This window comes from Pseudomonas violetae (assembly GCF_023072615.1).
Lineage (GTDB): Bacteria > Pseudomonadota > Gammaproteobacteria > Pseudomonadales > Pseudomonadaceae > Aquipseudomonas > Aquipseudomonas violetae.
In genome coordinates, this window is the sequence record NZ_JAKNRW010000017.1 from 1 (window position 1) to 24,631 (window position 24,631).

General features: G+C 57.9%; 21 protein-coding genes, 4 tRNA genes and 2 pseudogenes. 20 read left to right on the forward strand and 7 right to left on the reverse strand.

The annotated features are described in order from the left end of the window. Positions 1-821: tRNA (5-methylaminomethyl-2-thiouridine)(34)-methyltransferase MnmC2 (gene mnmC2, locus L9059_RS18625; protein WP_247292417.1), on the reverse strand; the 821-nt coding region annotated here is incomplete at its 3' end. Positions 822-1,012: 191 nt separating this feature from the next. Between mnmC2 and pap the strand changes: the two genes are divergently transcribed. Next, positions 1,013-2,518, forward strand: coding sequence for a polyphosphate:AMP phosphotransferase (gene pap, locus L9059_RS18630; RefSeq protein WP_247292418.1), 1,506 nt, complete (start codon positions 1,013-1,015; stop codon positions 2,516-2,518). A 102-nt stretch (positions 2,519-2,620) separates the two neighbouring features. Beyond that, positions 2,621-3,805, forward strand: coding sequence for a thiolase family protein (locus L9059_RS18635; RefSeq protein WP_247292419.1), 1,185 nt, complete (start codon positions 2,621-2,623; stop codon positions 3,803-3,805). A 123-nt stretch (positions 3,806-3,928) separates the two neighbouring features. Here L9059_RS18635 and L9059_RS18640 read toward each other — a convergent pair whose 3' ends face one another. Beyond that, a complete protein-coding gene (locus tag L9059_RS18640) occupies positions 3,929-4,135 on the reverse strand; it encodes a DUF6316 family protein (protein ID WP_247292420.1) in 207 nt (68 codons plus the stop codon). A gap of 196 nt (positions 4,136-4,331) precedes the next feature. On the opposite strand from L9059_RS18640, the gene L9059_RS18645 reads away from it, so the two are divergent. After that, positions 4,332-5,291, forward strand: a complete 960-nt coding sequence (locus L9059_RS18645; RefSeq protein ID WP_247292421.1) for a DMT family transporter — start codon at positions 4,332-4,334, stop codon at positions 5,289-5,291. 61 nt (positions 5,292-5,352) lie between these two features. Here L9059_RS18645 and L9059_RS18650 read toward each other — a convergent pair whose 3' ends face one another. Continuing rightward, positions 5,353-6,747: a class II fumarate hydratase gene (locus L9059_RS18650; RefSeq protein ID WP_247292422.1), complete on the reverse strand. Its 1,395-nt coding sequence runs from the start codon at positions 6,745-6,747 to the stop codon at positions 5,353-5,355. Between the two features lie 192 nt (positions 6,748-6,939). Between L9059_RS18650 and L9059_RS18655 the strand changes: the two genes are divergently transcribed. From L9059_RS18655 to L9059_RS18675, 5 genes are all read left to right on the forward strand, one after another. Continuing rightward, the gene (locus L9059_RS18655; RefSeq protein WP_247292423.1) at positions 6,940-7,461 is read left to right on the forward strand and encodes a DUF2059 domain-containing protein; all 522 of its coding nucleotides are present in this window, start codon (positions 6,940-6,942) and stop codon (positions 7,459-7,461) included. 12 nt (positions 7,462-7,473) lie between these two features. Then, a complete protein-coding gene (locus L9059_RS18660; RefSeq protein ID WP_247292424.1) occupies positions 7,474-7,773 on the forward strand; it encodes a BolA family protein in 300 nt (99 codons plus the stop codon). A 183-nt stretch (positions 7,774-7,956) separates the two neighbouring features. Continuing rightward, positions 7,957-8,898, forward strand: coding sequence for an oxygen-dependent tRNA uridine(34) hydroxylase TrhO (gene trhO / locus L9059_RS18665; RefSeq protein ID WP_247292425.1), 942 nt, complete (start codon positions 7,957-7,959; stop codon positions 8,896-8,898). A 40-nt stretch (positions 8,899-8,938) separates the two neighbouring features. Further along, complete coding sequence (locus L9059_RS18670) at positions 8,939-9,541, forward strand: DsbA family protein (protein ID WP_247292510.1); 603 nt, start codon at positions 8,939-8,941, stop codon at positions 9,539-9,541. After that, positions 9,534-11,351, forward strand: coding sequence for an ABC transporter ATP-binding protein (locus tag L9059_RS18675; protein ID WP_247292426.1), 1,818 nt, complete (start codon positions 9,534-9,536; stop codon positions 11,349-11,351). Before L9059_RS18670 ends, L9059_RS18675 begins: the two co-directional genes overlap by 8 nt. Before the next feature lies 1 nt (position 11,352). Here the strand turns inward: L9059_RS18675 and L9059_RS18680 are convergent, their stop codons facing one another. Continuing rightward, complete coding sequence (locus tag L9059_RS18680) at positions 11,353-15,516, reverse strand: deaminase domain-containing protein (RefSeq protein WP_247292427.1); 4,164 nt, start codon at positions 15,514-15,516, stop codon at positions 11,353-11,355. 219 nt (positions 15,517-15,735) lie between these two features. Between L9059_RS18680 and L9059_RS18685 the strand changes: the two genes are divergently transcribed. Together L9059_RS18685 and L9059_RS18690 are read left to right on the forward strand one after the other, a co-directional pair. Further along, positions 15,736-18,195 carry an EAL domain-containing protein gene (locus L9059_RS18685; protein ID WP_247292428.1) on the forward strand — a complete coding sequence of 820 codons (2,460 nt, stop codon included), beginning with the start codon at positions 15,736-15,738 and terminating at the stop codon, positions 18,193-18,195. A gap of 78 nt (positions 18,196-18,273) precedes the next feature. Next, complete coding sequence (locus tag L9059_RS18690; RefSeq protein WP_282615539.1) at positions 18,274-19,035, forward strand: iron-containing redox enzyme family protein; 762 nt, start codon at positions 18,274-18,276, stop codon at positions 19,033-19,035. A gap of 83 nt (positions 19,036-19,118) precedes the next feature. Here L9059_RS18690 and sugE read toward each other — a convergent pair whose 3' ends face one another. Both sugE and L9059_RS18700 read right to left on the reverse strand, forming a co-directional pair. Continuing rightward, positions 19,119-19,433: a quaternary ammonium compound efflux SMR transporter SugE gene (gene sugE / locus L9059_RS18695; protein WP_045061667.1), complete on the reverse strand. Its 315-nt coding sequence runs from the start codon at positions 19,431-19,433 to the stop codon at positions 19,119-19,121. A gap of 119 nt (positions 19,434-19,552) precedes the next feature. Next, positions 19,553-19,756: pseudogene (locus L9059_RS18700) on the reverse strand (bile acid:sodium symporter family protein); the annotation flags it as partial. Between the two features lie 21 nt (positions 19,757-19,777). Here L9059_RS18700 and L9059_RS18705 point away from each other — a divergent pair. After that, positions 19,778-19,944, forward strand: a pseudogene (locus L9059_RS18705) (IS110 family transposase); the annotation flags it as partial. 29 nt (positions 19,945-19,973) lie between these two features. Here the strand turns inward: L9059_RS18705 and rdgC are convergent. Beyond that, positions 19,974-20,894: a recombination-associated protein RdgC gene (rdgC, locus tag L9059_RS18710; protein ID WP_247292430.1), complete on the reverse strand. Its 921-nt coding sequence runs from the start codon at positions 20,892-20,894 to the stop codon at positions 19,974-19,976. 161 nt (positions 20,895-21,055) lie between these two features. On the opposite strand from rdgC, the gene L9059_RS18715 reads away from it, so the two are divergent. The 9 genes from L9059_RS18715 (at position 21,056) to L9059_RS18755 (ending at position 24,608) form a co-directional block, all read left to right on the forward strand. Further along, positions 21,056-21,131, forward strand: a tRNA-Val gene (locus tag L9059_RS18715). A 19-nt stretch (positions 21,132-21,150) separates the two neighbouring features. Further along, positions 21,151-21,227, forward strand: a tRNA-Asp gene (locus L9059_RS18720). A 199-nt stretch (positions 21,228-21,426) separates the two neighbouring features. Continuing rightward, positions 21,427-21,502 (forward strand) — tRNA-Val (locus L9059_RS18725). 19 nt (positions 21,503-21,521) lie between these two features. After that, positions 21,522-21,598, forward strand: a tRNA-Asp gene (locus tag L9059_RS18730). Positions 21,599-21,895: 297 nt separating this feature from the next. Further along, positions 21,896-22,612: a BamJ family beta-barrel-assembly machinery protein gene (gene bamJ, locus L9059_RS18735; protein ID WP_247292431.1), complete on the forward strand. Its 717-nt coding sequence runs from the start codon at positions 21,896-21,898 to the stop codon at positions 22,610-22,612. A 292-nt stretch (positions 22,613-22,904) separates the two neighbouring features. Next, on the forward strand, positions 22,905-23,360 hold the full coding sequence (locus tag L9059_RS18740; protein WP_247292432.1) for a YkvA family protein: 456 nt from the start codon (positions 22,905-22,907) through the stop codon (positions 23,358-23,360). Between the two features lie 127 nt (positions 23,361-23,487). Then, on the forward strand, positions 23,488-23,829 hold the full coding sequence (locus L9059_RS18745) for a helix-turn-helix domain-containing protein (protein WP_247292433.1): 342 nt from the start codon (positions 23,488-23,490) through the stop codon (positions 23,827-23,829). Beyond that, positions 23,826-24,197, forward strand: a complete 372-nt coding sequence (locus L9059_RS18750) for a hypothetical protein (protein ID WP_007898892.1) — start codon at positions 23,826-23,828, stop codon at positions 24,195-24,197. The genes L9059_RS18745 and L9059_RS18750 overlap by 4 nt, the downstream gene beginning before the upstream one ends. After that, the gene (locus L9059_RS18755) at positions 24,198-24,608 is read left to right on the forward strand and encodes an SEL1-like repeat protein (protein WP_247292434.1); all 411 of its coding nucleotides are present in this window, start codon (positions 24,198-24,200) and stop codon (positions 24,606-24,608) included. Positions 24,609-24,631: the final 23 nt, after the last annotated feature.

A 24,631-nucleotide genomic window follows, 5' to 3' on the forward strand; every position in this document is an offset into this window, starting at 1 on the left:
CAACCGGCCAACCCGGCGCCGATCACCACGGCATGCCGGTCCCCCGGCAGGGGCAGCGGACGCGCGAACCACGGTTTGATCACGGCCGGCGGGGCCGCCTCTTGCGGCCATCCGAGAAACACTCCCCGCAAGATTTCCCATTTGTGCCCGATGCCGGGTGTACGCTTCATCTTGAAGCCCGCCGCATTCAGCAGACGGCGTACCCAACCGGTACTGGTAAAGGTACTGATAGTCGAGCCGGGCGCTGCCAGGCGGGCCAGTTCGGCAAACAGCTCGGCGGTCCACATGTCGGGATTTTTTGCCGGGGCGAAGCCGTCGAGAAACCAGGCATCAATTTGCGCGTCCAGTTGCGGCAACTGTTCGAGCGCGTCGCCGATCAGCAACGTCAGCGTGACGCGGCCGTTATCCAGGACAAGTCGCTGGAAACCTTGATGGATTGCCACGTATTGCGCCAACAGTTGATCGGCGAACGGCTTGAGCTCCGGCCACAACGCCAATGCTCGCTGCAGGTCCGGCAGGCTCAGCGGGTATTTTTCGACGCTGACGAAATGTAACCGCACGCCCTGCGCTGCGTGTTGCTCGAACAACTGCCAGGCGCAGAGAAAGTTCAGGCCGGTGCCAAATCCAGTCTCGCCAATCACCAGCCGCTCACCGGCCTGCAGCGTGGCAAAACGCTCACGCAAAGCGTTTTGCTCAAGGAATACGTAGCGGGTTTCATCAAGGCCCGACAGATCGGAAAAATACACGTCGTCGAACACCCGCGAACGCGGGAGTCCCTGGTCGTCCCAGTCGAGCTGGGCGTGGGGTAATTCGGCTTTCATGGCAGGCTCGGCATCGGCAAGGCGGCCATTCTAGCTGATCGGAGTGGTAATGCCCGATCGCTGGTTTCATAGGTGCGCGGATTAACCTGTAGCAGTTGCTACCAAGAACGTTGTTGCTCCGCACAAGGGATTTCTTCCACGGTAAACGGGTCAATCCGCTAGTCTTGCTCAATCCGGGAAGGGAGCCATCCATGTTCGAATCTGCTGAAATCGGTCATTTCATCGATAAAGAAACCTACGATGCCGAAGTGCCGGCGCTGCGCGAAGCATTGCTTGAAGCGCAGTTTGAACTCCAGCAGCAGCAACGTTTTCCGGTCATCGTCCTGATCAACGGCATCGAAGGTGCCGGTAAGGGTGAGACGGTCAAGCTGCTCAATGAGTGGATGGACCCGCGACTGATCGAAGTGCGCACCTTTGATCAGCAAACCGACGAGGAGCTGGCCCGTCCACCAGCCTGGCGCTACTGGCGGATGCTGCCGGCCAAGGGCCGCATGGGGATTTTCTTTGGCAACTGGTACAGCCAGATGCTCCAGGGGCGAGTCCATGGGGAGTTCAAGAATCCGCGGCTCGACCAGGCCATCAATGCCGCCGAGCGTCTGGAAAAGATGCTGTGCGACGAAGGCGCGCTGATCTTCAAGTTCTGGTTTCACCTGTCCAAGAAACAGATGAAGGCTCGCCTCAAGGCGCTGGCGGACGACCCCTTGCACAGCTGGCGCATCAGCCCGCTGGACTGGCAGCAATCGCAGACCTACGACAAGTTCGTCAAATACGGGGAGCGGATCATGCGCCGGACCAGCCGTGACTATGCGCCCTGGCATGTGATCGAAGGCGTCGACCCGAACTATCGCAGCCTGGCGGTAGGGCGGATTCTGCTCGCTGGCCTGCAAGTTGCCCTCGAACGATCAACGCTTCACCCGGAAAAAGTCAACGCCGCGCCACTGCCCACCAGCGTCGATCAATTGAATCTGCTCGACAGCCTGGACTTGACTCTGCGCCTGGACAAGGATGACTACGAAGAACAATTGATCACCGAGCAGGCACGATTCTCTGGCCTGATGCGCGATAAACGCATGCGCCGCCACGCGCTTGTCGCAGTCTTTGAAGGTAATGATGCTGCGGGCAAGGGTGGGGCGATTCGCCGGGTGGCGGCGGCCCTGGATCCGCGTCAGTACAATATTGTGCCGATTGGCGCACCGACCGAAGAAGAGCGGGCTCAACCGTACTTGTGGCGGTTTTGGCGGCATATCCCGGCCAAGGGCAAGTTCACCGTGTTTGATCGCTCATGGTACGGGCGGGTGCTGGTGGAGCGAATTGAAGGCTTCTGCCCCCCGGGGGACTGGTTGCGGGCCTACAGCGAGATCAATGACTTCGAAGAGCAGATCGTCGATTCAGGAGTGATCGTGGTCAAGTTCTGGCTGGCCATCGACAAGCAGACTCAGTTGGAGCGTTTCCAGGCTCGTGAGGAGATTCCCTTCAAGCGCTTCAAGATCACCGAAGACGACTGGCGCAACCGCGACCAATGGGATGCCTATCGTGCGGCGGTGGGTGACATGGTGGATCGCACCAGCACCGATATCTCGCTGTGGACGTTGGTGGAAGCCAATGACAAGCGCTGGGCGCGGGTCAAGGTACTGCGCACTATTAACGGCGCGCTGGAGGCGGCGTTTGAAAAGTCCGACCGCAAGGACAAGAAGTGAACCGATGGTTGCGCATACGCGAGATGAATGATTGTCGCTGTCGGTTATGTGGTGGGCTTATGCTCAGCCCACTTTCTACCGACAACAATAATGAGGTATGCCATGCGTGAAGTGGTGATCGTCGACAGCGTACGGACCGGCCTGGCCAAATCCTTTCGCGGTAAATTCAACCAGACCCGTCCCGACGACATGGCGGCCCATTGCGTCAACGCCTTGCTGGCGCGCTCGGGCATTGATCCGGCCAGTGTCGAGGACTGTATCGTCGGCGCCGGTTCCAACGAAGGTGCCCAGGGCTACAACATCGGCCGCAATGTGGCAGTGTTGTCGCGCTTGGGCATCGGTACCGCGGGCATGACCCTCAACCGCTTCTGTTCGTCGGGCTTGCAGGCAATCGCCATCGCCGCCAACCAGATCGCTTCGGGCTGCAGCGACATCATCGTTGCGGGTGGCGTCGAGTCGATCAGCCTGACCATGAAGAGCGTCAACACCGACAACCTGATCAACCCGCTGCTCAAGGAGCAGGTGCCCGGCATCTATTTCCCCATGGGCCAGACCGCCGAGATCGTCGCACGTCGTTATAACGTCAGCCGCGAAGAACAGGATCTGTATGCGCTGCAGAGTCAGCAGCGTACGGCGCAGGCCCAGGCTGCCGGGCTTTTCGACGACGAAATCGCACCGATGGCGGTAAAATACCGGGTCGAGGACAAGACTACCGGTGAGGCGCAGATCCTCGACGGCATCGTCGATCGCGACGACTGCAATCGTCCGGACACCACGCTGGCAAGCCTGGCGGGTTTGAAACCAGTGTTTGCCGATGACGGTTCGGTAACGGCCGGCAACTCTTCGCAGCTGTCCGACGGTGCTTCGATGACCCTGGTCATGAGCCTGGAAAAAGCCCTGGAACTGGGATTGAAGCCCAAGGCGTTCTTCCGCGGCTTCACCGTGGCGGGTTGCGAGCCTGATGAGATGGGCATAGGCCCTGTGTTTTCGGTGCCGAAACTGCTCAAGGCCAAAGGGTTGAAAGTGGCCGATATTGACCTGTGGGAACTCAACGAAGCGTTCGCTTCGCAGTGCCTTTACAGCCGCAACCGGCTGGAGATCGATAACGAAAGGTACAACGTCAACGGCGGCTCGATTTCCATCGGTCACCCGTTCGGCATGACCGGTTCGCGGCAGGTCGGGCATCTGGTGCGTGAATTGCAGCGGCGCAATCTGCGGTATGGCGTGGTGACCATGTGCGTCGGCGGGGGAATGGGGGCTACGGGGTTGTTTGAAGCGGTACTTTAATGACCTGCCCCTGTAGGGGTAGTTAAATAGCCTTCGCAGGCCCGCTCTCCCAGCTTTTTGTGGTGTTCACATGTTTTGCGATCATCACCCCATGACTGCAGGAGCGGGCTCGCTCGCGAATGGCTACACCTCGGACTGATGCCGGGCACTCATCTTCTGCATCCGCTCGATATAATCCCGAACCCCCTGCGCTGCCACCTCAGCATTTCCATACGGCCCCTCCAGCGTGTTTTCCCGGGTACTGAAATACAATTCCCCGTTAACTCGACACAACCGGTCGCTGCGAAAATGCGTAGCGGGGGCGTTGTCCTGGGCGCGCATGCCGTACATGGGGTTCTCCTGGAAGGGCAGTCCTTTGGTGGATCCAATCAGCATATGTCTGAACCCCTTGCAGTGTCCAACCAACCGATCGACGGCATGCGGCCTGCACAGTTACGTGCGCGGCAAGCCGCAAACTGTGCCTGTGTACCTTCAGTGCATGCGCCTAGAATGACCGTTCTTGCCGTCTGGCCTTGTTGAGGTACGCATGCACATTTCATCCGGTCGCTGGGTCTACGGTCTGTTTCTGGCCTTGTTGACCGCGCTGTTGTGGGGAATCCTGCCGATCAAGCTCAAACAAGTACTGCTGGTGATGGACCCGGTGACGGTGACATGGTTTCGCCTGATGGTATCCGGGAGCTGTCTGTTCATCTACCTGGCGGCGACCAGGCGCTTGCCGAGTCGCAAAGTACTCGGCCCACGCGGTGGATGGCTGGTGCTGATGGCCGTGCTGGGCCTGGTCGGCAACTATGTGCTGTACCTGATGGGCCTGAACCTGCTGAGCCCCGGCACTGCCCAGTTGGTCGTGCAGATGGGCCCGATCATGTTGCTGATTGCCAGTCTGTTTGTGTTCAAGGAGCGTTTCAGCGTAGGGCAGGGGATCGGGCTGCTGGTGCTGCTGATCGGCTTCGTGCTGTTTTTCAACCAGCGCCTGGGTGAGTTGCTCACTTCCCTGAGCGATTACACCGCCGGCGTCTTGCTGGTACTGCTGGCATCTACGGTCTGGACCTTTTATGCCTTGGGGCAGAAGCAATTACTGACGGTATGGAATTCGCTGCAAGTGATGATGGTGATCTACCTGTTCTGCGGGTTGTTGCTGACACCCTGGGTGCAGCCGCTGGAAGTGCTGCAACTGAGCCCGCTGCAGGGTTGGTTGCTGCTGGCCTGCTGCATGAACACATTATTTGCCTACGGTGCGTTTGCAGAAGCGCTGGCGCATTGGGAGGCTTCGCGGGTGAGCGCGACGCTGGCGATCACGCCGTTGGTAACCTTCGCTGCAGTAGCCGTGGCCGCATGGCTCTGGCCGGAGTATGTGCATGCCGAGACGATCAATGGCCTGGGATATGGCGGAGCCGTGCTGGTGGTGTTGGGCTCGGCGCTGGTGGCGTTGGGGCCGTCGTTGATTGCCGGGCTTCGGGCGCGTCGGGCGCGGCTGGCAGCCAGCTAGACCGCCTGATCGTTCGTCGCGGGGCTTGCCCACGATGAACGACTTCCAGGCGCTACATCACTTAACCCTTGGCCCCTGCCTCCAGCATATTCTCCGGCCGCACCCAGGCATCAAACTCGTCACTTGTCAGATAGCCCAGTTGCAACGCCGCCTCACGCAAAGTCAGCCCTTCGCCATAAGCCTTCTTGGCAATCTCTGCAGACTTGTCATAACCGATATGCGGATTCAGCGCTGTTACCAGCATCAACCCACGCTCCAGATGTTCAGCCATTTTCTGTGCGTCCGGTTCAAGTCCCGCGATGCAATGCTGCTGGAAGTTGCTGCAGCCATCGCCCAGCAGGCGGATCGATTGCAGCAGGTTGTGGATGATCACCGGCTTGAACACGTTCAGCTGCAGGTGCCCCTGGCTCGCCGCAAAGCCGATCGCCACGTCATTGCCCATGACCTGGCAGGCCAGCATCGATAAGGCCTCGCACTGGGTTGGATTGACCTTGCCAGGCATGATCGAACTGCCCGGCTCGTTGGCGGGCAGCTTCACTTCGGCCAAACCGGCTCGCGGCCCCGAGGCCAGCAGGCGCAGGTCGTTGGCAATTTTCATCAGGGTTACGGCAAGCGTCTTCAACGCGCCAGACAAGGTGGTCAAAGGCTCATGCCCGGCCAGCGCGGCAAATTTGTTAGGCGCCGTGACAAATGGCAGGCCGGAGAGGGCAGCCAGTTCGGCAGCGATTGCTTCGCCAAAACCATGGGGCGAATTCAGGCCGGTGCCGACCGCAGTGCCGCCTTGAGCCAATTCACAGACTGCAGGCAACGCGCTGCGGATCGCTCGTTCGGCGTAATCCAATTGTGCGATAAATGCCGACAGTTCCTGGCCGAAGGTGATTGGCGTGGCATCCATCATGTGGGTACGCCCGGTCTTGACCAGTTTCATGTGCCGGGCGGACAGCTCGGCCAGTCCGCCGGACAGTTCGCTGATCGCCGGCAGTAGATGCTGTTGCACCGCTTGGGCCGCTGCAATGTGCATGGCTGTGGGGAAGCAGTCGTTGGAACTCTGGGAGCGGTTGACATGATCGTTGGGATGAACCGGCGACTTGCCACCGCGTGGGTTGCCGGCCAGTTCGTTAGCGCGACCGGCGATCACCTCATTGACGTTCATGTTGCTCTGGGTACCGCTGCCGGTCTGCCAGACCACCAGCGGGAATTGATCGTCGTGGCTGCCGTCGAGCACTTCGTCGGCCGCCTGTTCGATCAGGCGGGCAATGTCGGGCGGCACGTCACCGTTGCGGTCATTGACCCGTGCGGCGGCTTTTTTGATCAAGGCCAGCGCATGCAGCACCGCCATCGGCATGCGTTCGTTGCCAATCGCGAAGTTGACCAGCGAGCGTTGCGTTTGAGCGCCCCAGTAGGCCTCATCCGGGACTTCAACCTGGCCGAGGCTGTCGGTTTCGATACGGCTCATCGTGCACACTCCTGTAGGTCAGTTAGCGCAGTTTAGGCCGCGATCGCCTGCAGTGGTTCCATCAGTGTCGCATTTGGGGTCTGGCCCCCTCTAATTAATGGCTCACAAGGCGTGGGGTTGAGTGACACACTTTTTTAGGCGCAGAATGGACGCCCTTGGGGTTTTACCTCGCCTGCTAGAAAAGGAAACTCGATGACTCGTCTTCGCGCCATCTGTACCGCGGTTGCACTGGTTTGCGCCAGCGGCCCTGTTTTTGCCGATACCGCCAGCCACAACGCCAGTGCCGAGACTTTCCTGACCCTGGCGCACGCTGACAAACTGGGTACTCCGGTGTACATGCAAGTGCAGCAAATGTTTGCCCAGCGCTTTCAACAGACCAAAGCCCCTGAGTCGAAAAAAGCCCTGTTGGAAACCTACCAGGCCAAGGCCAATGCTGCTCTGGACCAAGCCATTGGCTGGAATAAGCTGAAGCCCGACATGGTTAAGCTCTACACCACGAATTTCAGTGAATCGGAGCTCAAGGATCTGGTTGCCTTCTACCAGTCGCCACTGGGCAAGAAAGTCTTGGAAAAAATGCCGCAGCTGACTCAGCAATCGGCTCAGATGACTCAGGCCAAGCTGGAAAGCGCTGTACCTGTCGTCAACAAGCTGCTGGCTGACATGACTGCGGAGCTCGAGCCTAAGGGCGCCGCTCCTGCCAAGAAAAAGCCTTAAGCGGAGGCGGGTATGACCATGCAACAACGCATTGAATCGACGCTAGGCCTGTTACAGCCCGAGCACCTGCAAGTGCTGGATGAGAGCCACATGCACAGTCGTGGGTTGCAGACTCACTTCAAGGCTGTGATCGTCAGCCAGCAGTTTGAAGGGCTCATGCGCGTCAAGCGTCACCAGAAAGTCTATGGCACGCTTGGCGAGCTGATGGGCGAGTTTCATGCGTTGGCGTTGCATACCTACACCCCTGAGGAATGGGCACAGATGGACGAGGCCCCGGCCTCGCCGACCTGTGCAGGCGGTGGCAAGCATTAGGATCAGAAGATCTTTCGAACGAGGCCCGAACCTGCGCCAGCTCCTGCAGGACATCGCATTCCAAGGTAGGAGCTGCCGCAGGCGGCGATCTTTTTGCTAGAATCCGCAACGCGCCGCCACCCGGCGCGTTTTTTTTGAATCCGGTTCACCCCTTACGAGGGTAGCCACCTGGAGAAACACCCGATGACACAACAGATTGTTGTGGCGGCACTGTACAAGTTCGTCACCCTGGAAGATTACGTCGCCCTGCGCGAGCCCCTGCTGCAGGCGATGGTCGACAACGCCATCAAGGGCACGCTGCTGATTGCCGAAGAAGGCATCAATGGCACCGTATCCGGCAGCCGCGAAGGTATTGACGGGCTGATGGCCTGGCTCAAGAACGACCCGCGCATGGACGATATCGATCACAAGGAATCATATTGCGACGAGCAGCCGTTCTACCGCACCAAGGTCAAGCTGAAGAAAGAAATCGTCACCCTCGGCGTCGAAGGCGTGGACCCGAACAAAAAAGTCGGTACCTACGTTGATCCAGAGAACTGGAACGCACTGATCAGCGACCCTGAAGTGCTGTTGATCGACACCCGCAACGACTACGAAGTGGCCATTGGCACCTTCGAAGGGGCCATCGACCCGAAGACCACCAGCTTTCGCGAATTCCCGGACTACATCAAGGAACACTTCGACCCGGCCGTGCACAAGAAGGTCGCGATGTTCTGCACCGGCGGCATTCGATGCGAAAAGGCTTCGAGCTACATGCTCAGCCAGGGCTTTGACGAGGTCTATCACCTTAAGGGTGGCATCCTGAAGTACCTCGAGGAGGTGCCGCAGGAAGAAACCAAATGGCAGGGCGACTGTTTCGTTTTCGACAACCGGGTCACGGTGCGCCACGACCTGAGCGAAGGCGACTACGATCAATGTCATGCCTGCCGCACCCCTGTGAGTGTGCAAGACCGTGTATCCGAGCATTACGTGCCAGGCATCAGTTGCCCGCATTGCTGGGATAAGCTGAGCGAGAAAACTCGCCGTAGCGCCATCGATCGGCAGAAGCAGATCGAACTGGCGAGGGCGCGCAACATGCCTCATCCGATCGGCTACAACTACAAGCAAACCCCTACAGAGGCTTGATCCCATGTCTGCGCGCCGCCTGCTCTACGTGATGGACCCGATGTGCTCCTGGTGCTGGGGTTTTGCTCCGGTGGCCAAAGCCCTGGTCGAGCAGGCACGAGCTGCGGGGGTCGAGGTGCATCTGGTCGTGGGCGGCTTGCGTACTGGCAGTGGCTCGGCGCTGGAACCGACCACCCGACGCTATATTCTCGAACACTGGCAGGCGGTGACTGATGCCACCGGCCAGCCGTTCAAGCTTGAAGGTGCATTGCCCGACGGCTTTGTCTACGACACCGAGCCCGCGTGCCGGGCACTCGTCACGGCGCGCAGCCTGGCAGCGGATTGTGCGTGGAAGTTGCTCGGATTGATTCAGCATGCGTTTTACGCCGAAGGTCGCGACGTCACCCAGGCCAGTGTTCTGGTCGAGTTGGCGGAGCAGGCCGGGGTACCGCGCATCGAGTTCGCGGCGGCATTTGATCGTGCCGATCAACACGCCGCGACTGCCGCCGATTTCACCTGGGTCCAGGATCTTGGCATTGCCGGCTTCCCCACCTTGCTGGCCGAGCGGGACGGGCAATTGGCGCTGTTGACCAATGGTTATCAACCGCTGAGCGAGCTGTCGCCGTTGCTTGGTCGTTGGCTGGAGCGCGCCGCCTGTGCATGACCTGCCCGACGAAGGCCCATCTCCCAAGCGTATTGATCGACTGAGCTGGGCCGAAATACGTCGTCTGGCCCTGCAGCATAAAAAAGCCTTATGGATCGCCAACGGGGTCGCAGTCCTGGCAACGTTGTGCAGTGTGCCAATTCCGTTGCTGCTGCCACTGCTGGTGGATGAAGTGCTGCTGGGGCACGGCGATTCGGCGCTGAAGATCATGAACCACGCACTGCCGGAACACTGGCAGAAAGCGGCAGGTTACATTGGCCTGATGCTGCTGGTGACCCTGAGCCTGCGATGCGCGGCCCTGTTGTTCAACGTGGTGCAGGCACGCTTGTTCGCAGCGTTGGCTAAGGACATCGTCTATCGCATTCGCTTGCGCTTGATCGAAAGGCTCAAGCGAATTTCCCTGGGGGAATACGAAAGCCTGGGTAGCGGTACGGTCACCACGCACCTGGTCACCGATCTCGACACCCTCGACAAATTCGTCGGCGAAACCCTCAGCCGTTTTCTGGTGGCCATGCTGACCTTGGTCGGCACGGCGAGCATCCTGGTGTGGATGCACTGGAAGCTGGCGCTGCTGATCATGCTGTTCAACCCGCTGGTGATCTACGCTACGGTGTTGCTGGGCAAACGGGTCAAGCACCTGAAGAAACTGGAGAACGACAGCACCTCGCGCTTCACCCAGGCACTCACCGAAACCCTCGACTCCATTCAAGAGGTCCGTGCCGGCAACCGCCAGGGCTTTTTCCTCGGTCGCCTCGGGCAGCGTGCCCGGGAAGTGCGAGACTACGCGGTTACCTCCCAGTGGAAGACCGATGCGTCGAACCGCGCCAGCGGCCTGCTGTTCCAGTTCGGTATCGATATCTTTCGCGCCGCTGCGATGCTGACGGTGTTGTTTTCAGACCTGTCCATCGGCCAGATGCTCGCGGTCTTCAGCTACCTGTGGTTCATGATCGGCCCGGTGGAGCAGCTGTTGAACCTGCAATATGCCTTTTATGCAGCCGGCGGCGCCCTGTCGCGGATCAACGAGCTCCTGGCCCGGGCGGACGAACCGCAATACGAGGGTGGCGTCGACCCGTTTCAGGGGCGCGAAACCGTGGGCATCGAAGTCCAGGGCCTGAGCTTCAGTTATGGCGATGACCTGGTCCTGAACAAGATGAACCTGTCGATCGCCCCGGGCGAAAAGGTCGCGATCGTCGGTGCCAGTGGTGGCGGCAAGAGCACACTGGTGCAACTGCTGCTTGGCCTGTACACACCGCTGGCTGGTACCATCCGCTTCGGCGGTTCGACCCAGGAAGAAATCGGCCTGGAGACCGTGCGCGAAAATGTCTCGGTGGTCCTGCAGCATCCCGCACTGTTCAACGACACCGTGCGTGCCAATTTGACCATGGGCCGCGAACGCAGCGACGAAGCCTGCTGGCAGGCCCTGGAAATTGCTCAGCTGGATCGTACGGTACGCGAATTGCCCAATGGCCTGGACAGTATTGTCGGCCGATCCGGCGTGCGTTTGTCCGGCGGCCAACGCCAGCGCCTGGCGATTGCCCGCATGGTGCTGGCCGAGCCCAAGGTGGTGATCCTCGACGAGGCGACTTCGGCGCTCGACGCAGCCACCGAGTACAACCTGCACCAGGCGTTGACGCGTTTCCTCAGCCATCGCACCACCCTGATCATCGCTCACCGGCTGTCTGCCGTGAAACAGGCGGATCGGGTGCTGGTGTTCGACGGCGGAAAGATCGCTGAGGATGGCGACCATCAGCAGTTGATTGCCGACGGTGGTTTATACGCCAAGCTGTACGGGCATTTGCAGCAGCACTAGGTCAGTGCCACAGGACGTTCAGCGCATTTTCGCCTCCGTCGAAACCGAATTCCTTGATCACAACCGAGCAGGATCCGCAGGGTGGCATGGTGGTGGCGACGTTAACCGTTTCGATCGATCTGGGGTCGGGGTATTTTTCGCGAATGACGCTGATCAACTTGCTTTCGCTGTCCAGGGACGTGGGTTTGCGAGTCAGTGTCGGGTTGTAGCTTTGAACATCTTTTATTGTCAACGGTACAGCGAACAACTTGTGTTCATCTGACACAAGGAGCGATGTGCTGGGGAAAGTTTTGTGCCTATCGACATTGAAGTAGGTGGTTGCGCCTACCTTGACCTCTTCTGCTTCAAGATTATGTCTAAACAGAGGCAAATGTCCGGTCGCACCCTGCGCTCCCGAAACACTTACATAGACCTCCCGCTTCCCGGTGGCGGTCACTACTTCGGCATAGGCGATGTTTCTGGGTTTGAACGAGCGCTGCTGACGAGGGATAAGGTTGTGAAGCTTTTTCATGGTGCTGTCGATCCTCAATGCGTTGTCGGCATTGTTCAGCACGATGCTCGGCTCAAGGAACAATGTATCGAAAACCTCCGCTGTTCTCTGACGGAAGTCTTCTGATGCGACCTTGCTGCGTGACCAGCTTGTCGCGCCTTTTGGGAGACTGGTGACAATCATTCGGGTCGAGTGATCGAACAGGACCGCTTCGCCTGGACTGGTATCGACCTTGAGCAGCTTGAGTGTATCGGGCGGGTTCACGTGGCCACCAATCGGAATGGCGATTTCTTCCATGGTTTTCAACGCCCGTTCCACCGTATCCGTGCCGTAAATCCTTGCCATATTGTTCGCATTCAACGACCCGGTGTAAACGGTGAGCAATTCTGCTTTTAGATCTTCTGGCAAAGTGGAAGCTTTCTTTAAATTCAGCGTGTCTCTAATGCTTTGGCCTTGTGCCAGCTCGGCGACGTAAAAAGCGCCAGCATCCAGTCGGGTGAACACATAGCGCTTCGAATCGTCTATCGCCGGGAGGATAACTGCACCGGCCTCGAAGGTATCAAATTGATTCTGGGTCCTGTAGGGAATACTCACCTTGATCCTCCCACAAAGCCCTTTTTGAAATTCCATCGTCGCCGGGAGCCGACTTTTTTTCTTCAAGGTTTTAAGCAACATCGCCCGATCCGCAGTGGCCGGCGTATACAGACTGTCTCCAAACCACGGCGCCCAGCCTTTGCTTTCGTCGAAACTTCCCATTGCCGGCGTCGGTGCCGGATTACGGGTGACGAATGTGGTTTTGCATACATCGGCACCCGGACTACGTCGTACCAGGCAGGGCACTGATTTGAACATCGCTGAATCATCAATCAAGTCGGCACGGCGCAGTTGGTTGCCATCCAGACGGTAAGGAATGTCATCAACGAACAGTGTGGTTTGACCATTGACCTCAAGGACTTCACGGATGTGGGTGTCTTCGGGGAGTTCTACCAGGACGTGGGATTCGGTAGGAGATAACGTTTTGAAAATTGAGCGGCCTTGTATGAGATTTTCGCTGGGATTGTGCAGGCGGGGCCCGTAGGGTAAGGACGTCACAGGGTCGACGGGGTGGAATCGAGTGTGGTCTGACGGGCTGGTGTTGCGCACGAGTACGTCATCCACACCGTTGACCGTTGCCAGCCGATCACTGCTTGTCAGCGGCATCCAGCGCCCCGGGTCGGTTGTCTGGGGCAGGTTGTGCACCAGTCGGTAGCTGTCGGCGTGCCCTGCCAGTTTCCTGAACCCGCTGGCACCAAGGCGTCCCGCCGTATGCAGCCCTTTCCACGCACCGCTTCCCATTGTCTTGAGTAACATTGGAATCCCGTCCAGCGGATTGAGGTTGCTTAGCGAAGCGGTCAGGAGTTTTCGGGTCAATGTTGAAAAGGAAGGCAGACTTGCTTGGACGGTCATTCGCGAGGCTGTGGCCCCGGCCCTGATCAACCGCACCGAACCCGACATGAATTTCCCGACTGGGGTGAGGAATGAAGCCAGGTCAAGCACGAGTCCGGCCGCGCCTATGAGTACCTTGTCGATTTTGCCTGAAAAAATGTCCTCAATACTGCCCCAGAAGGGTACAAACCCTTTGGCTACTTCTATGCCCGTACTGATCCGTTGTTCGCTTCGGGTCCTGATGGTGTCGAATGCCGTAATACCGCGGGCCTTGGTACGCAACAGCTGTTCATCGACGTACAGAAAATTCGTGGCAATGTAGTGTGCTACTGCATTCAATCGGGAGAATACCGGCGCCGCTTCTTCGGTATCGATTGGCGATACGGCTGCGGGCATTTCACCGACCAGGCCGAGGATCGCTATGCAGTACGCGCTGCTAGAAGGCGGCGTGCCATGTAAGTGAGCGGTCCAATCGAGAAGCAGCGTAGTGCTGATTTCAGCAGTATAAGTTTGTCCGGGGATCAAGGCGTGCAGCGCAAACGTAGTGCGAACACCATCGATTGTTGAAACCCTCAGGTGGGGGCGAGGGCGAATGACGCCAGCACTCGGGATCAGTTCGTAGTAGGTGATTTCATTATGGTGGGTCACCTGTAGAACGAAACCTTTTCTTGGCCGGATGTCTCCCTTCACCTTGATGAGTTTTTCTTCCAGGTGCAGGCTCAGCAAGCGGACTTCACCCCTTTCAAGGGCCTGGCGGTCGGCCAGTGGCAGTGACGTCAGTAGACTGGTGATAAGGGTCTGATAGGCCATCCTGATTTTTGATAGGTAGTTTATAAAGTCTGTTTCAAATCGCGTGTTGATATCCGGCAACGTCTTGCCTTCGTATTTGGCAAAAATACGTCTTTCGCTCCCCTCATGATCCTTTAGGAACGATTCCTCATGACGCAGGCTTCGCTTATCGTCAATCTTGATCCAGCGACCGGTCCGTGTTTTCCCATCGGACTGGGTTAAGAACCATTTATTTCCATCATCCAATTGGCCGTCGGCATAGACATCCAGAAATGCATGACCAGGCAGCTTCAATGAGGGCGTATCTCTGGGGCCACCGCTCGGTGGATCATCCCTTAGCAATTTGCGCCCGTCCGATTCGAACAGTGCTCCGCCGAACAGATCATCCATTACCTGTTTGGCCATCTTCAGTCTTTCCGGGGGCGCTAAATCCAGAGTCAAAACGGCGTTGTTCAGGCTCTCGCTGTGGCTTTGTAGAGCCGCCATCGCCCGTTTCATATCGTCCTCGTCGTAATCGGATTTTCTTCGCCACTGAACGATGCCGCAGCAGGCAGCCCACTCCAGTGCTGGTCCCATCCTCAATCGGGTAATCTTCTCAAGTTGTTCGGACGAGGCGTTGGCGCTCTGGGCCAAGGGCAAGTCGACGAGTTGTTGAAAGGACAGCACTTGCAATCGATCAAGGCCGAGTTCATTTGCCAGCAGCACGCCGTGCATGAAGTTCACCCACACCACCGAGCTCTTGTAAGGAAGGTCGGAGGGGATATTGTGCACAGCGAAGTCCTTCGAGAGGCGGGTCTCGAACACCCGCGCGAGGAGGGCCGCCTCTTTTGCATCCATGACTCGATGGGTGCTTAGCAAGTGCTGTTCGAATTCGCTGCGCAAGGTCTGATAGCTCTTGCCCCAGTGAGCCGTGTCTTGCCAGCGGAACCCGGCGATTTCCTGCGGTTCATCCGCTGACGGGGCGTGCAAGTAAGCACATATGGCTTTGCAAACCAGTTGATGGCGAACGGGCGCCGGAGTTTGTTCGCCAGGACCTGCGCCATACCACTTGAGGGCCTTGAGCAGCCTGTCGCCCAGGTCTTGCGTTTCAACCGTGTTTAACATTCGCTGGAGGAATACCGATGGCGTCGCGCGCAGTTGCTCCAAGGAGGTGGACGCGAGTGCAGACGCCCCGAGATGACCGATCAACGACCGCTTGCCATTCAGGAAAGCCTTCACGATGTCGCAGATTTGAGCATTCAGGCGTTTTCCCGTGTAAGTGTTGATGGTCATCTGTTGCGCGAGGTCGGGGGCCGCGCGCTGAACAGCCTTGAACCCTCTTCGATCCTTAGCAGTGGGACTCCGGTTAAAGTCTTCGATATCCGGGCCGTCGTCGAGTCCCAGAGCCAGTCTGGCACGCATTTCTTCGTCTGCCGGTGACAGGGAGGGGTGATCAGGTGAAGGTAAAGACGTCTGTGTCATGTCGCACTCCTTTGAAAGGGGACCCACAGCGGATTGCTGGAGCCCGAAGTGCCGAGTAAGCAGACTTCCAAACCGACTTTGGCTGTATATATCTATACGGGGATCACGCATAAGGCATTGAGGTCGATCCTCTGCTTGCCGAGAGCGGGAACGCCCCCTAGTCTGGGTGTAGCGATCACATTGGGATGATGATCTGGCAGTGCTAATACAAGGGACCTCATGAATCAAACGCGGACTCTCGGAACTCCACGGCTGCTGGGCATCGTCTGGCCTTTCATCGCCGTCGTGTTATTTCAGGCGCTGCTGGGCGGCGTCAGCCTCTACGTGCTGTCGGCGGTGCGCGGCTATGTGGCCGGTGAAAGCCTCTGGTCCAAGGGCCAGAAAGATGCCATCTACTACCTGAACCTTTACGCCGAAAATCGCGACGAGGCGATTTTTCTCAAGTACCAGAACGCGATAGCCGTGCCCCATGGCGGCCATGATCTGCGCCTGGCACTGGATCACCAGCCGCCCAACCTCGAGGCGGCCCGGCTAGCTATTCTCAAGGGGGGCAATCACCCTGACGATGTGCCCAGCCTGATCTGGCTCTACCTCAATTTTCGCCATTTCAGCTACCTGGAAAAAGCCATCGACCTGTGGACAGTGGGCGACTCTTATCTGGTGCAGCTCGATGAAGTTGCCAGCGACATGCGCCAGCGTATTACCGACGGCCAGGCGTCAAGTGCCGACGTTATTCGCTGGAAAGACCGCATTTTTGCGATTAATGACGGTGTGACGCCAGCGGCCAAGGCATTCAGTGATGCGTTGGGCGAGGGTTCGCGAATGATCCTTCGCCTGCTCCTGGTGATCAACCTTGCCACCACACTGGGCCTGATTGCGCTGGCGCTGATGCGCACCCACAAACTGCTCAAGCAGCGTCACGCGTTTGCCGACGCTTTGCAGCTGGAAAAGGATCGGGCGCAGATCACCCTGCAATCGATCGGCGATGCTGTCATCACTACCGACGTCGACGGCGCAATCGCCTACATGAACCCTGCGGCCGAGGCACTGACCCACTGGAAGGCAGAACAGGCCGCGGGATTGCCGTTGGCTGCGCTGTTCAACTTGCTGGATGAAAATGCCCAGGCGGAAGGTTTCACCCTGATCGAACATATCCTCAGCGGCCAACTCAGGGGCGGTAGCGAGCACTCCAAGCTGATCCAGCGCCTGGATGGCAGCACCGTATCGGTCACTTTGGTCGGCGCGCCGATCCGTAACGCCGGCAAGGTCAGTGGCACCGTGCTGGTACTGCACGACATGACCCAGGAGCGCCAGTACATTGCCAATCTGTCGTGGCAGGCCACGCACGACGCCCTGACCGGTCTCGCCAACCGCCGCGAGTTCGAGTTCCGCCTGGAGCAGGCCCTGCACAACCTGACGCGTCAGGCAGGGCGCCATTCGCTGATGTTTCTCGACCTGGATCAGTTCAAGCTGGTCAACGATACGTGTGGCCACGCGGCCGGCGATGAATTGTTGCGGCACATTTGCGCCCTGTTGCAATCAGGCTTGCGTGAGGGCGATACCCTGGCCCGGCTGGGAGGCGACGAATTCGGAGTTCTGCTGGAAAACTGCGCACCCGACGCTGCCGAGAAGATCGCCGACAGCTTGCGCCAGATCGTACAGAACCTGCACTTCGTATGGAAAGGCCGGCCGTTTGTGACCACTGTGAGCGTCGGACTGGTTCATGTCGCTCAGCATCCAACTACCCTGGAAGCCTCTTTGCGTGCGGCCGACATGGCCTGCTACATGGCCAAGGAGAAGGGCCGCAACCGGATTCAGGTCTATCACGCCGATGATTCGGAACTGTCCCTGCGCTTTGGCGAGATGGCCTGGGTGCAACGCCTGCATATGGCGTTGGAAGACAACCGGTTCTGCCTCTATGCCCAACAGATCGCACCGCTCGGCCATCTCGAACATAACGGCGGACATATTGAAATCCTGTTGCGCCTGCATGATGAAGCAGGGCGAATGATCCTGCCGGACAGTTTCATACCGGCAGCTGAACGTTATGGGCTAATGACATCCATTGATCGCTGGGTAGTGGAAAACGTTTTCAAAATTATTGCGCAGTGCATACAGGAAAAGCACAAAGGTCCTTTGGCCATGTGTGCGATTAATCTGTCAGGCACTACTATAGGAGATGACGCATTTCTGGACTTCCTGCGTAAACAGTTCATTGTTTACTCAATACCACCTGAAATGATTTGTTTTGAAATTACTGAAACCAGTGCGATATCAAATTTGGGTAGTGCGATTAGATTTATTAATGAACTCAAAGGGTTAGGCTGCCATTTTTCGCTTGATGACTTTTGTGCCGGAATGTCTTCGTTCGCGTACTTGAAACATTTACCTGTAGACTTCCTGAAGATCGACGGGAGTTTCGTGAAGGATATGCTGGACGACCCGATTAACCTCGCCATGGTCGAAGTGATTAATCACATCGGTCATGTAATGGGTAAGCGCACGATTGCCGAGTTTGTCGAAACACCACAGATCGAGCAGGCACTGCTGGAGATTGGGGTGGATTATGCTCAAGGGTATGTGATTGAACGCCCGCATCTGTTTACCTGCGAAAGTTTGCAGAGTCGTCCGGCGAGGTCTCAGCCTTTGTTATTCAAGGCTCCGGGTACCTTTCGCTGAAACATCTTGCCGATCCTTAAAATCACAATCAAAAGGAGCTCGACAGTGATCGACACATTCATCAGAACTGGACCTCTCATGGAAGCTGCAAGTTATCCGACCTGGGCCCAGCGCCTGATCCAGGACTGCAGCGAGAACAAGCGCCGGGTAGTTGAACATGAACTCTATCAACGGCTGCGTGACAACAAGCTCAGCGCGAAGACCATGCGCCACTACCTGATTGGTGGCTGGCCGGTCGTCGAACAGTTTGCGTTGTATATGGCGCAGAACCTGACCAAGACCCGTTTTGCCCGCCACCCTGGCGAAGACATGGCGCGCCGCTGGTTGATGCGCAATATTCGAGTGGAGCTCAATCATGCCGACTACTGGGTGCACTGGAGCCGCGCGCATGGCGTAACCCTTGAAGAACTGCAGGCACAAAATGTTGCCCCGGAACTTCATGCATTGAGCCACTGGTGCTGGCACACCAGTTCTTCCGACTCACTGATCGTGGCCATCGCCGCTACTAACTACGCCATTGAAGGGGCCACGGGGGAGTGGTCAGCCGTGGTCTGTTCCAATGGTGTGTATGCAGCATCCTTCCCTGAGGAGGAGCGCAAGCGAGCCATGAAGTGGCTGAAGATGCATGCCCAGTACGATGACGCCCATCCGTGGGAGGCGTTGGAAATCATTTGCACGCTGGCAGGCCTGAACCCGGGCCAGGCGCTGCAGGCAGAGTTGCGCCAGGCCATCTGCAAGAGCTATGACTACATGTACTTGTTCCTGGAGCGGTGCATGCAGCTTGAGCAGGCGGAACGGGCTCCGGTCACGCGTGAGCGCATGGCGCTGGCGGAAAGTTGATCGACTGAGACCTGGTGTAAAAAAGCCCGGCCCGCTGTCTTAATCAACAGCGGGGCGGGCTTTTTCTTTGCAGCGATGAATGCTTAGGCGCTGATCTTGAGTCCGACCAGTCCGGCAATGATCAGGGCGACACTGGCCAGCCTGAACAGCGCCATCGACTCGCCAAACAAGATGATCCCGGCGATCACTGTGCCGACAGCGCCCACGCCCGTCCAGATGGCATAGGCGGTGCCGAGCGGCAGCTCCTTCATGGCAAGGCCGAGCAAGCCAAGGCTGATGGCCATGGCCGCAATAGTCAGCGCCGTGGGAAGCGGACGACTGAAGCCATCGGTGTACTTCAGGCCGACTGCCCAGCCTACTTCGAACAGGCCGGCGAAGAACAGAATGATCCAGGACATAAGAGACCTCCATCAATTGACGGGGTCGTCCCCAGGTAAATGACTCGATCGAGCCGCAAGGTCGTCCTCGCGATGCGCAGTATAGTGCCCATTATTAACCTGGTGATCAACTTTTCGGCTCAGTCAGTGACCTGCCGGGCCGCTGTCTCACGATCCTGTTTTTCACTCATTGGCCGGAACCAGGTCGAGAGCTACGCCGCGGAAATGTTGTGCCACACACTGAACAAGGCGGCGGCACCGCTGCCAGGGGTGAGAAGTGCGCGCTGGCCAGAATTCTGCTTGCCCACCTCCAGCGCCAGGGATTTGCGCTGGGCCAGCGCAAGGTAGCCAGATCCGCGCCGGGGTCACCTGAATGGAAACCGTTTTACGAGTCGGACTTGGCTAGAGGCTTCTCGAAAACTCAGGCATTGGTGGCCCTTGCCAGGAAACTCTGTCGGGTGGCATTTGCACTGATTAAAAATCAGAGTGAATACCAACCCGCCTGAGATTGCAGGTTTGCCCTGCAACATAGAATCTCCCGCAGGGGCCAGCCATTGCTTTTTAGATTCCCTGAGGCGTCTCTTCGCCACCCAACGCTTCCACCAGCGCCGGCAAGAAGTCGCCGAAGGTCAGCATCATCAGGGTGAAGCTGGCGTCCAGCTGGCCGAGGGCCTCTTCGCCGCCGTCCTGTTCCGCTTGATCTTGCAGCAGATCTTCGAACTTCAGGCGCTTGACCACCATCTTGTCGTCGAGAACGAAAGACAGCTTGTCCTGCCATGCCAGCGACAGCTGGGTGACCACCTTGCCGGTGCTCAGGTGCAACTGGATTTCTTCGCTGGTCAGGTCCTGGCGCTTGCAACGCACGATGCCGCCATCTTCATGGGTGTCACGCAGCTCGCACTCGTCCAGCACGAAGAAGTCATCCGCAGCTTTCTGGGTGGTGACCCATTCGGTCATGGTAGCGGTCGGCGACATTTTTACGGTCAAGGGGCGCACTGGCAGCGAGCCGACGACTTCGCGCAAGGTGGAGAGCAGGTCTTCGGCACGTTTTGGGCTGGCGGAGTTGACCAGGATCAGCCCCTGTTTCGGCGCGATGGCAGCAAAGGTGGATGAACGACGGATAAATGCGCGCGGCAGGAAGGCCTGAATAATTTCATCCTTGATCTGGTCGCGTTCCTTTTTATAGACCTTGCGCATCTGCTCGGCTTCGATCTCTTCGACCTTTTCCTTGACCGCATCACGCACGACGCTGCCTGGCAGAATGCGCTCTTCCTTGCGGGCCGAGATCAGCAGGAAATCACCGCTGACATGTACCAGGGGCGCATCTTCGCCCTTGCCGAACGGCGCAACGAAGCCGTAAGTGGTCAACTCCTGGCTTGCACACGGACGCGCCTGTTTGGTGGCCAGTGCAGTTTCCAGCGCCTCGGCATCAAAAGGCAGATCTTGGGTCAGGCGATAGATAAGCAGGTTTTTGAACCACATGGGGTGAGTCTCTCCTTATATGCAAAGGGGGGCATTATTCTCTTCGCGGTGCCATAGGCCAACCCTTCTCTAAGCCTTTGGAAGGCCTCGGAAAATTATTTAAAAAAGTACTTGCCAGAGATGGGGGTGCTCCGTAGAATGCGCGCCACACCGAACGTGAAGGGTGATTAGCTCAGCTGGGAGAGCGTCTGCCTTACAAGCAGAATGTCGGCGGTTCGATCCCGTCATCACCCACCATTCGCATTCAGTGTTACGCGCAGCGGTAGTTCAGTCGGTTAGAATACCGGCCTGTCACGCCGGGGGTCGCGGGTTCGAGTCCCGTCCGCTGCGCCATATTCGGTAATCTGGAACGCTGAACGCCAGGTGACCACCGAAAAGCCCGCTTAGGCGGGTTTTTTTCTGCCTCAAGTTTGTACGTTGTTCCTGCAGGGCGTGTCGTTTCACAGGTTTTTTGATTTATTTGAAAAAATATTCAACTAAATCAACACATTATAAAAACTTGTGGCATAATGCGTCCCGTAACGAAGGTAAAGGGTGATTAGCTCAGCTGGGAGAGCGTCTGCCTTACAAGCAGAATGTCGGCGGTTCGATCCCGTCATCACCCACCACTTACTTTCAATGCTACGCGCAGCGGTAGTTCAGTCGGTTAGAATACCGGCCTGTCACGCCGGGGGTCGCGGGTTCGAGTCCCGTCCGCTGCGCCATATTAGGTAACTTGGAGCGCTGAACGCCAGGTCACCACGGAAAAGCCCGCTTATTGCGGGCTTTTTTTCGTCTGCGATTTGGTTTTTGTCGTGTCAGCGTCATTGCACTCGCGCAGAGCAATCGTCGTCGTGGGAAGAAGATGACAGAAGCTTCACCTGCCGAATGCCGAAATGCGTTACAACACCGGAACTTATCAGATGTTTCCTGCTCTCATGCCGGTAGCCATTGGTCGTGGCCGCCTGATAAGCTCGCGGCTTTATTCGATTGCCCTTTAGGCGCATGAACAAGGAAATAGCATGAAACAGCATCGGTTGGCGGCGGCGGTGGCCCTGGTTGGCCTGGTACTTGCGGGTTGTGATTCGCAGACCAGCGTAGAGCTGAAAACCCCGGCGCAAAAAGCTTCCTACGGGATTGGCCTGAACATGGGCAAGAGTCTGGCTCAGGAAGGCATGGATGATCTGGACTCCAAAGCCGTTGCCCAGGGCATCGAAGATGCCGTTGGCAAGAAAGAACAGAAGCTGAAGGATGAGGAACTGGTCGAAGCCTTCGCTGCGCTGCAGAAGCGTGCTGAAGAGCGCATGGCCAAAATGAGCGAAGAGTCAGCAGCCGCTGGCAAAAAATTCCTCGAAGACAATGCCAAGAAAGCGGGTGTCACCACCACTGCTTCGGGCCTGCAGTATGAAGTAGTCAAGAAAGCCGACGGCGCCCAGCCCAAGCCGACCGACGTAGTGACTGTGCACTACACCGGTACCCTGACCAACGGCACCGTGTTCGACAGTTCCGTCGAGCGTGGCAGCCCGATTGATCTGCCGGTCAGCGGTGTGATCCCGGGTTGGGTCGAAGGCCTGCAATTGATGCACGTAGGCGAGAAGTACAAGCTCTACATTCCTAGCGAACTGGCTTACGGCGCGCAAAGCCCAAGCCCGGCAATCCCGGCCAACTCGGTGCTGGTATTCGACCTGGAACTGCTGGCGATCAAGGATCCGGCAAAACAGGAAGACGCAGCCAAGTAATTTGCGTCTGCTGTGAATCAACGCCTCGCTCATGCGGGGCGTTGTTGCATTCGGGATTCGAAGATCGCAAACAAAACGAACGGACAGGGCAGGTTGCAGTCATAGCCATTGAAGACGGCTGTGCTATCCGCGCCGGGGCGCCAAGTCAATGAAATATTGGGTTTTTTTATGTGAGTAAAAAACGCCCGATCTGAGTTCAGCCCTTATAAAACGGGGGCTTCAGCGGCAAAATGCAGCTCTGTTCACAAGGTTATCCACAATTTGTGTGGATAACATTTCAGCGGGAGGAAATATGAAAGCACCCTGGAACTTTGCCCGTTTCCTGCCACTGGCCGGACGACTGCTTGCTCGCGGCCGTCTGCCAACCTTGCTGTTCGCTGTCGCCAGCAAAGGTGCCAGCCAGGGCAACCGCCTGGGCAAACTCAAGGAAGACCTGCGCCTGCTGCAGGCATTGTGCCTGGCCTATTGGCGAGGAGAGTACCGTGCCATCAGCCCCCAAGCGTTGATTTCGGTGGTGGCCGGCTTGATGTATTTCCTGAGTCCGGTAGACGCGATTCCGGATTTTATTCCGGTGTTCGGCATGCTCGACGACATCGCCGTGCTGGCTTGGTTGATGAAAGTGCTGGATGACGAACTGTCTGCCTTCCGTGCCTGGCGCAAGCGCCAGTTGCCGGAGAAGCTGGCAGTGGTTGAGCGGCTGCCCGATACACCTGAGCAACTTCAGCTGCAAAACCCGGAAAAACCATGATCTGATAGAGGATTGTGCCTATATTCATGCACCTCGTGACCTTGGTCCGCGACCGTGGTCGCTGTTAGGATTACACTTCAAGGGAAAAGTGCCGACTCGCAAAGTGTCGTTGTCCTACGGGGAAGTCATGGATATTCAGATAATCACACGCGAAGGCGAGCCCGAATATGCGGTTTTGCCGTGGGCTCAGTACCAGGCTTTACTAAAAGCAGCAGGTATCGACCAACCACCGCCGCGGGTCGCACCACAACCTCCCGTGGCAAACCCAGACCAGATTCTTCCAGGTCTGGATCAACTACGCAGTTTGCGCGAAGCAAAGGGCATCGCCATTGAGGCGCTCGCCCGCACGGTAGGCATCAGCCCGTCTTATCTGGCCTTGATTGAAAGTGGCGAGCGTCTACCCGACGCTGCGATTCGCCGCAGTCTGGCCTGGGAATTGACTGTGCCAGGGTGGAGGGACGAATCGTGAGCGTACGCATCAGTCGTCAACATTGGGACGGGTTGCTGGGGGAGCTGGATCAGGCGCGACGCCAGCGCCATCTGCTGACTTATCGTGCATTGCTGGAGCGATTGCAGCTGCCGACCCCTGCCATGCAAACCCTGACCGCTGCACTTGAGCACCTGGCCGCTCTGGACGCCAGGGCGGAACAGCCATTGCGCAGTTCGCTGGTGATCAGCCAGGGTGCCAGCCGCTTGCCACGTACCGGTTTTTTCGAATGTGTTGAACGCCTTGGGCGTTTTTCCGGGCCGTCGGATGGTGTTGCCGCCGCCTCCTGGCACGCTTCGGAGGTGGTTCGGGTGTTTGAGTACGAATACCCCGAATCGGCAGAGGCCTGAGTGTTCCTCAAGCTCAAGGCTCGGGCCGGCTACTGGCTGGCCCGCCGGCTGTTTCACTGGTCGTGGTTCGTGCGCCAGCCCCGGGGGTGGGGCTGGCTCGAAGGTCAGTTCGCACGCATGGCCAACCTGGGTGATGTAGGGGCGCAAAGCTTCTATGGGCACATCCTGGCCTTTCGTGGTGTCGGCCTCGGCGCTCGTGAGGAAGGCGTGCGATTGTTGCGTCTGGCTGCGTTGGCGGGGGATGGCAAGGCTGCGTATCAGGTAGGCGTGTTCAGCCTGGCGGGGACAGCGAGCAAGGCGCCGGATCCGGTGGAGGCGGCGCGGTTCTGGGGGATTGCAGCGAAGGCAGGGCATCCGTTGGCTGAGACCAAATTGCAGGATTTGGCGTCTCGCGGTCCTTTGGGTAATTAGTGGCTGGTCTGACGCCATCGCGG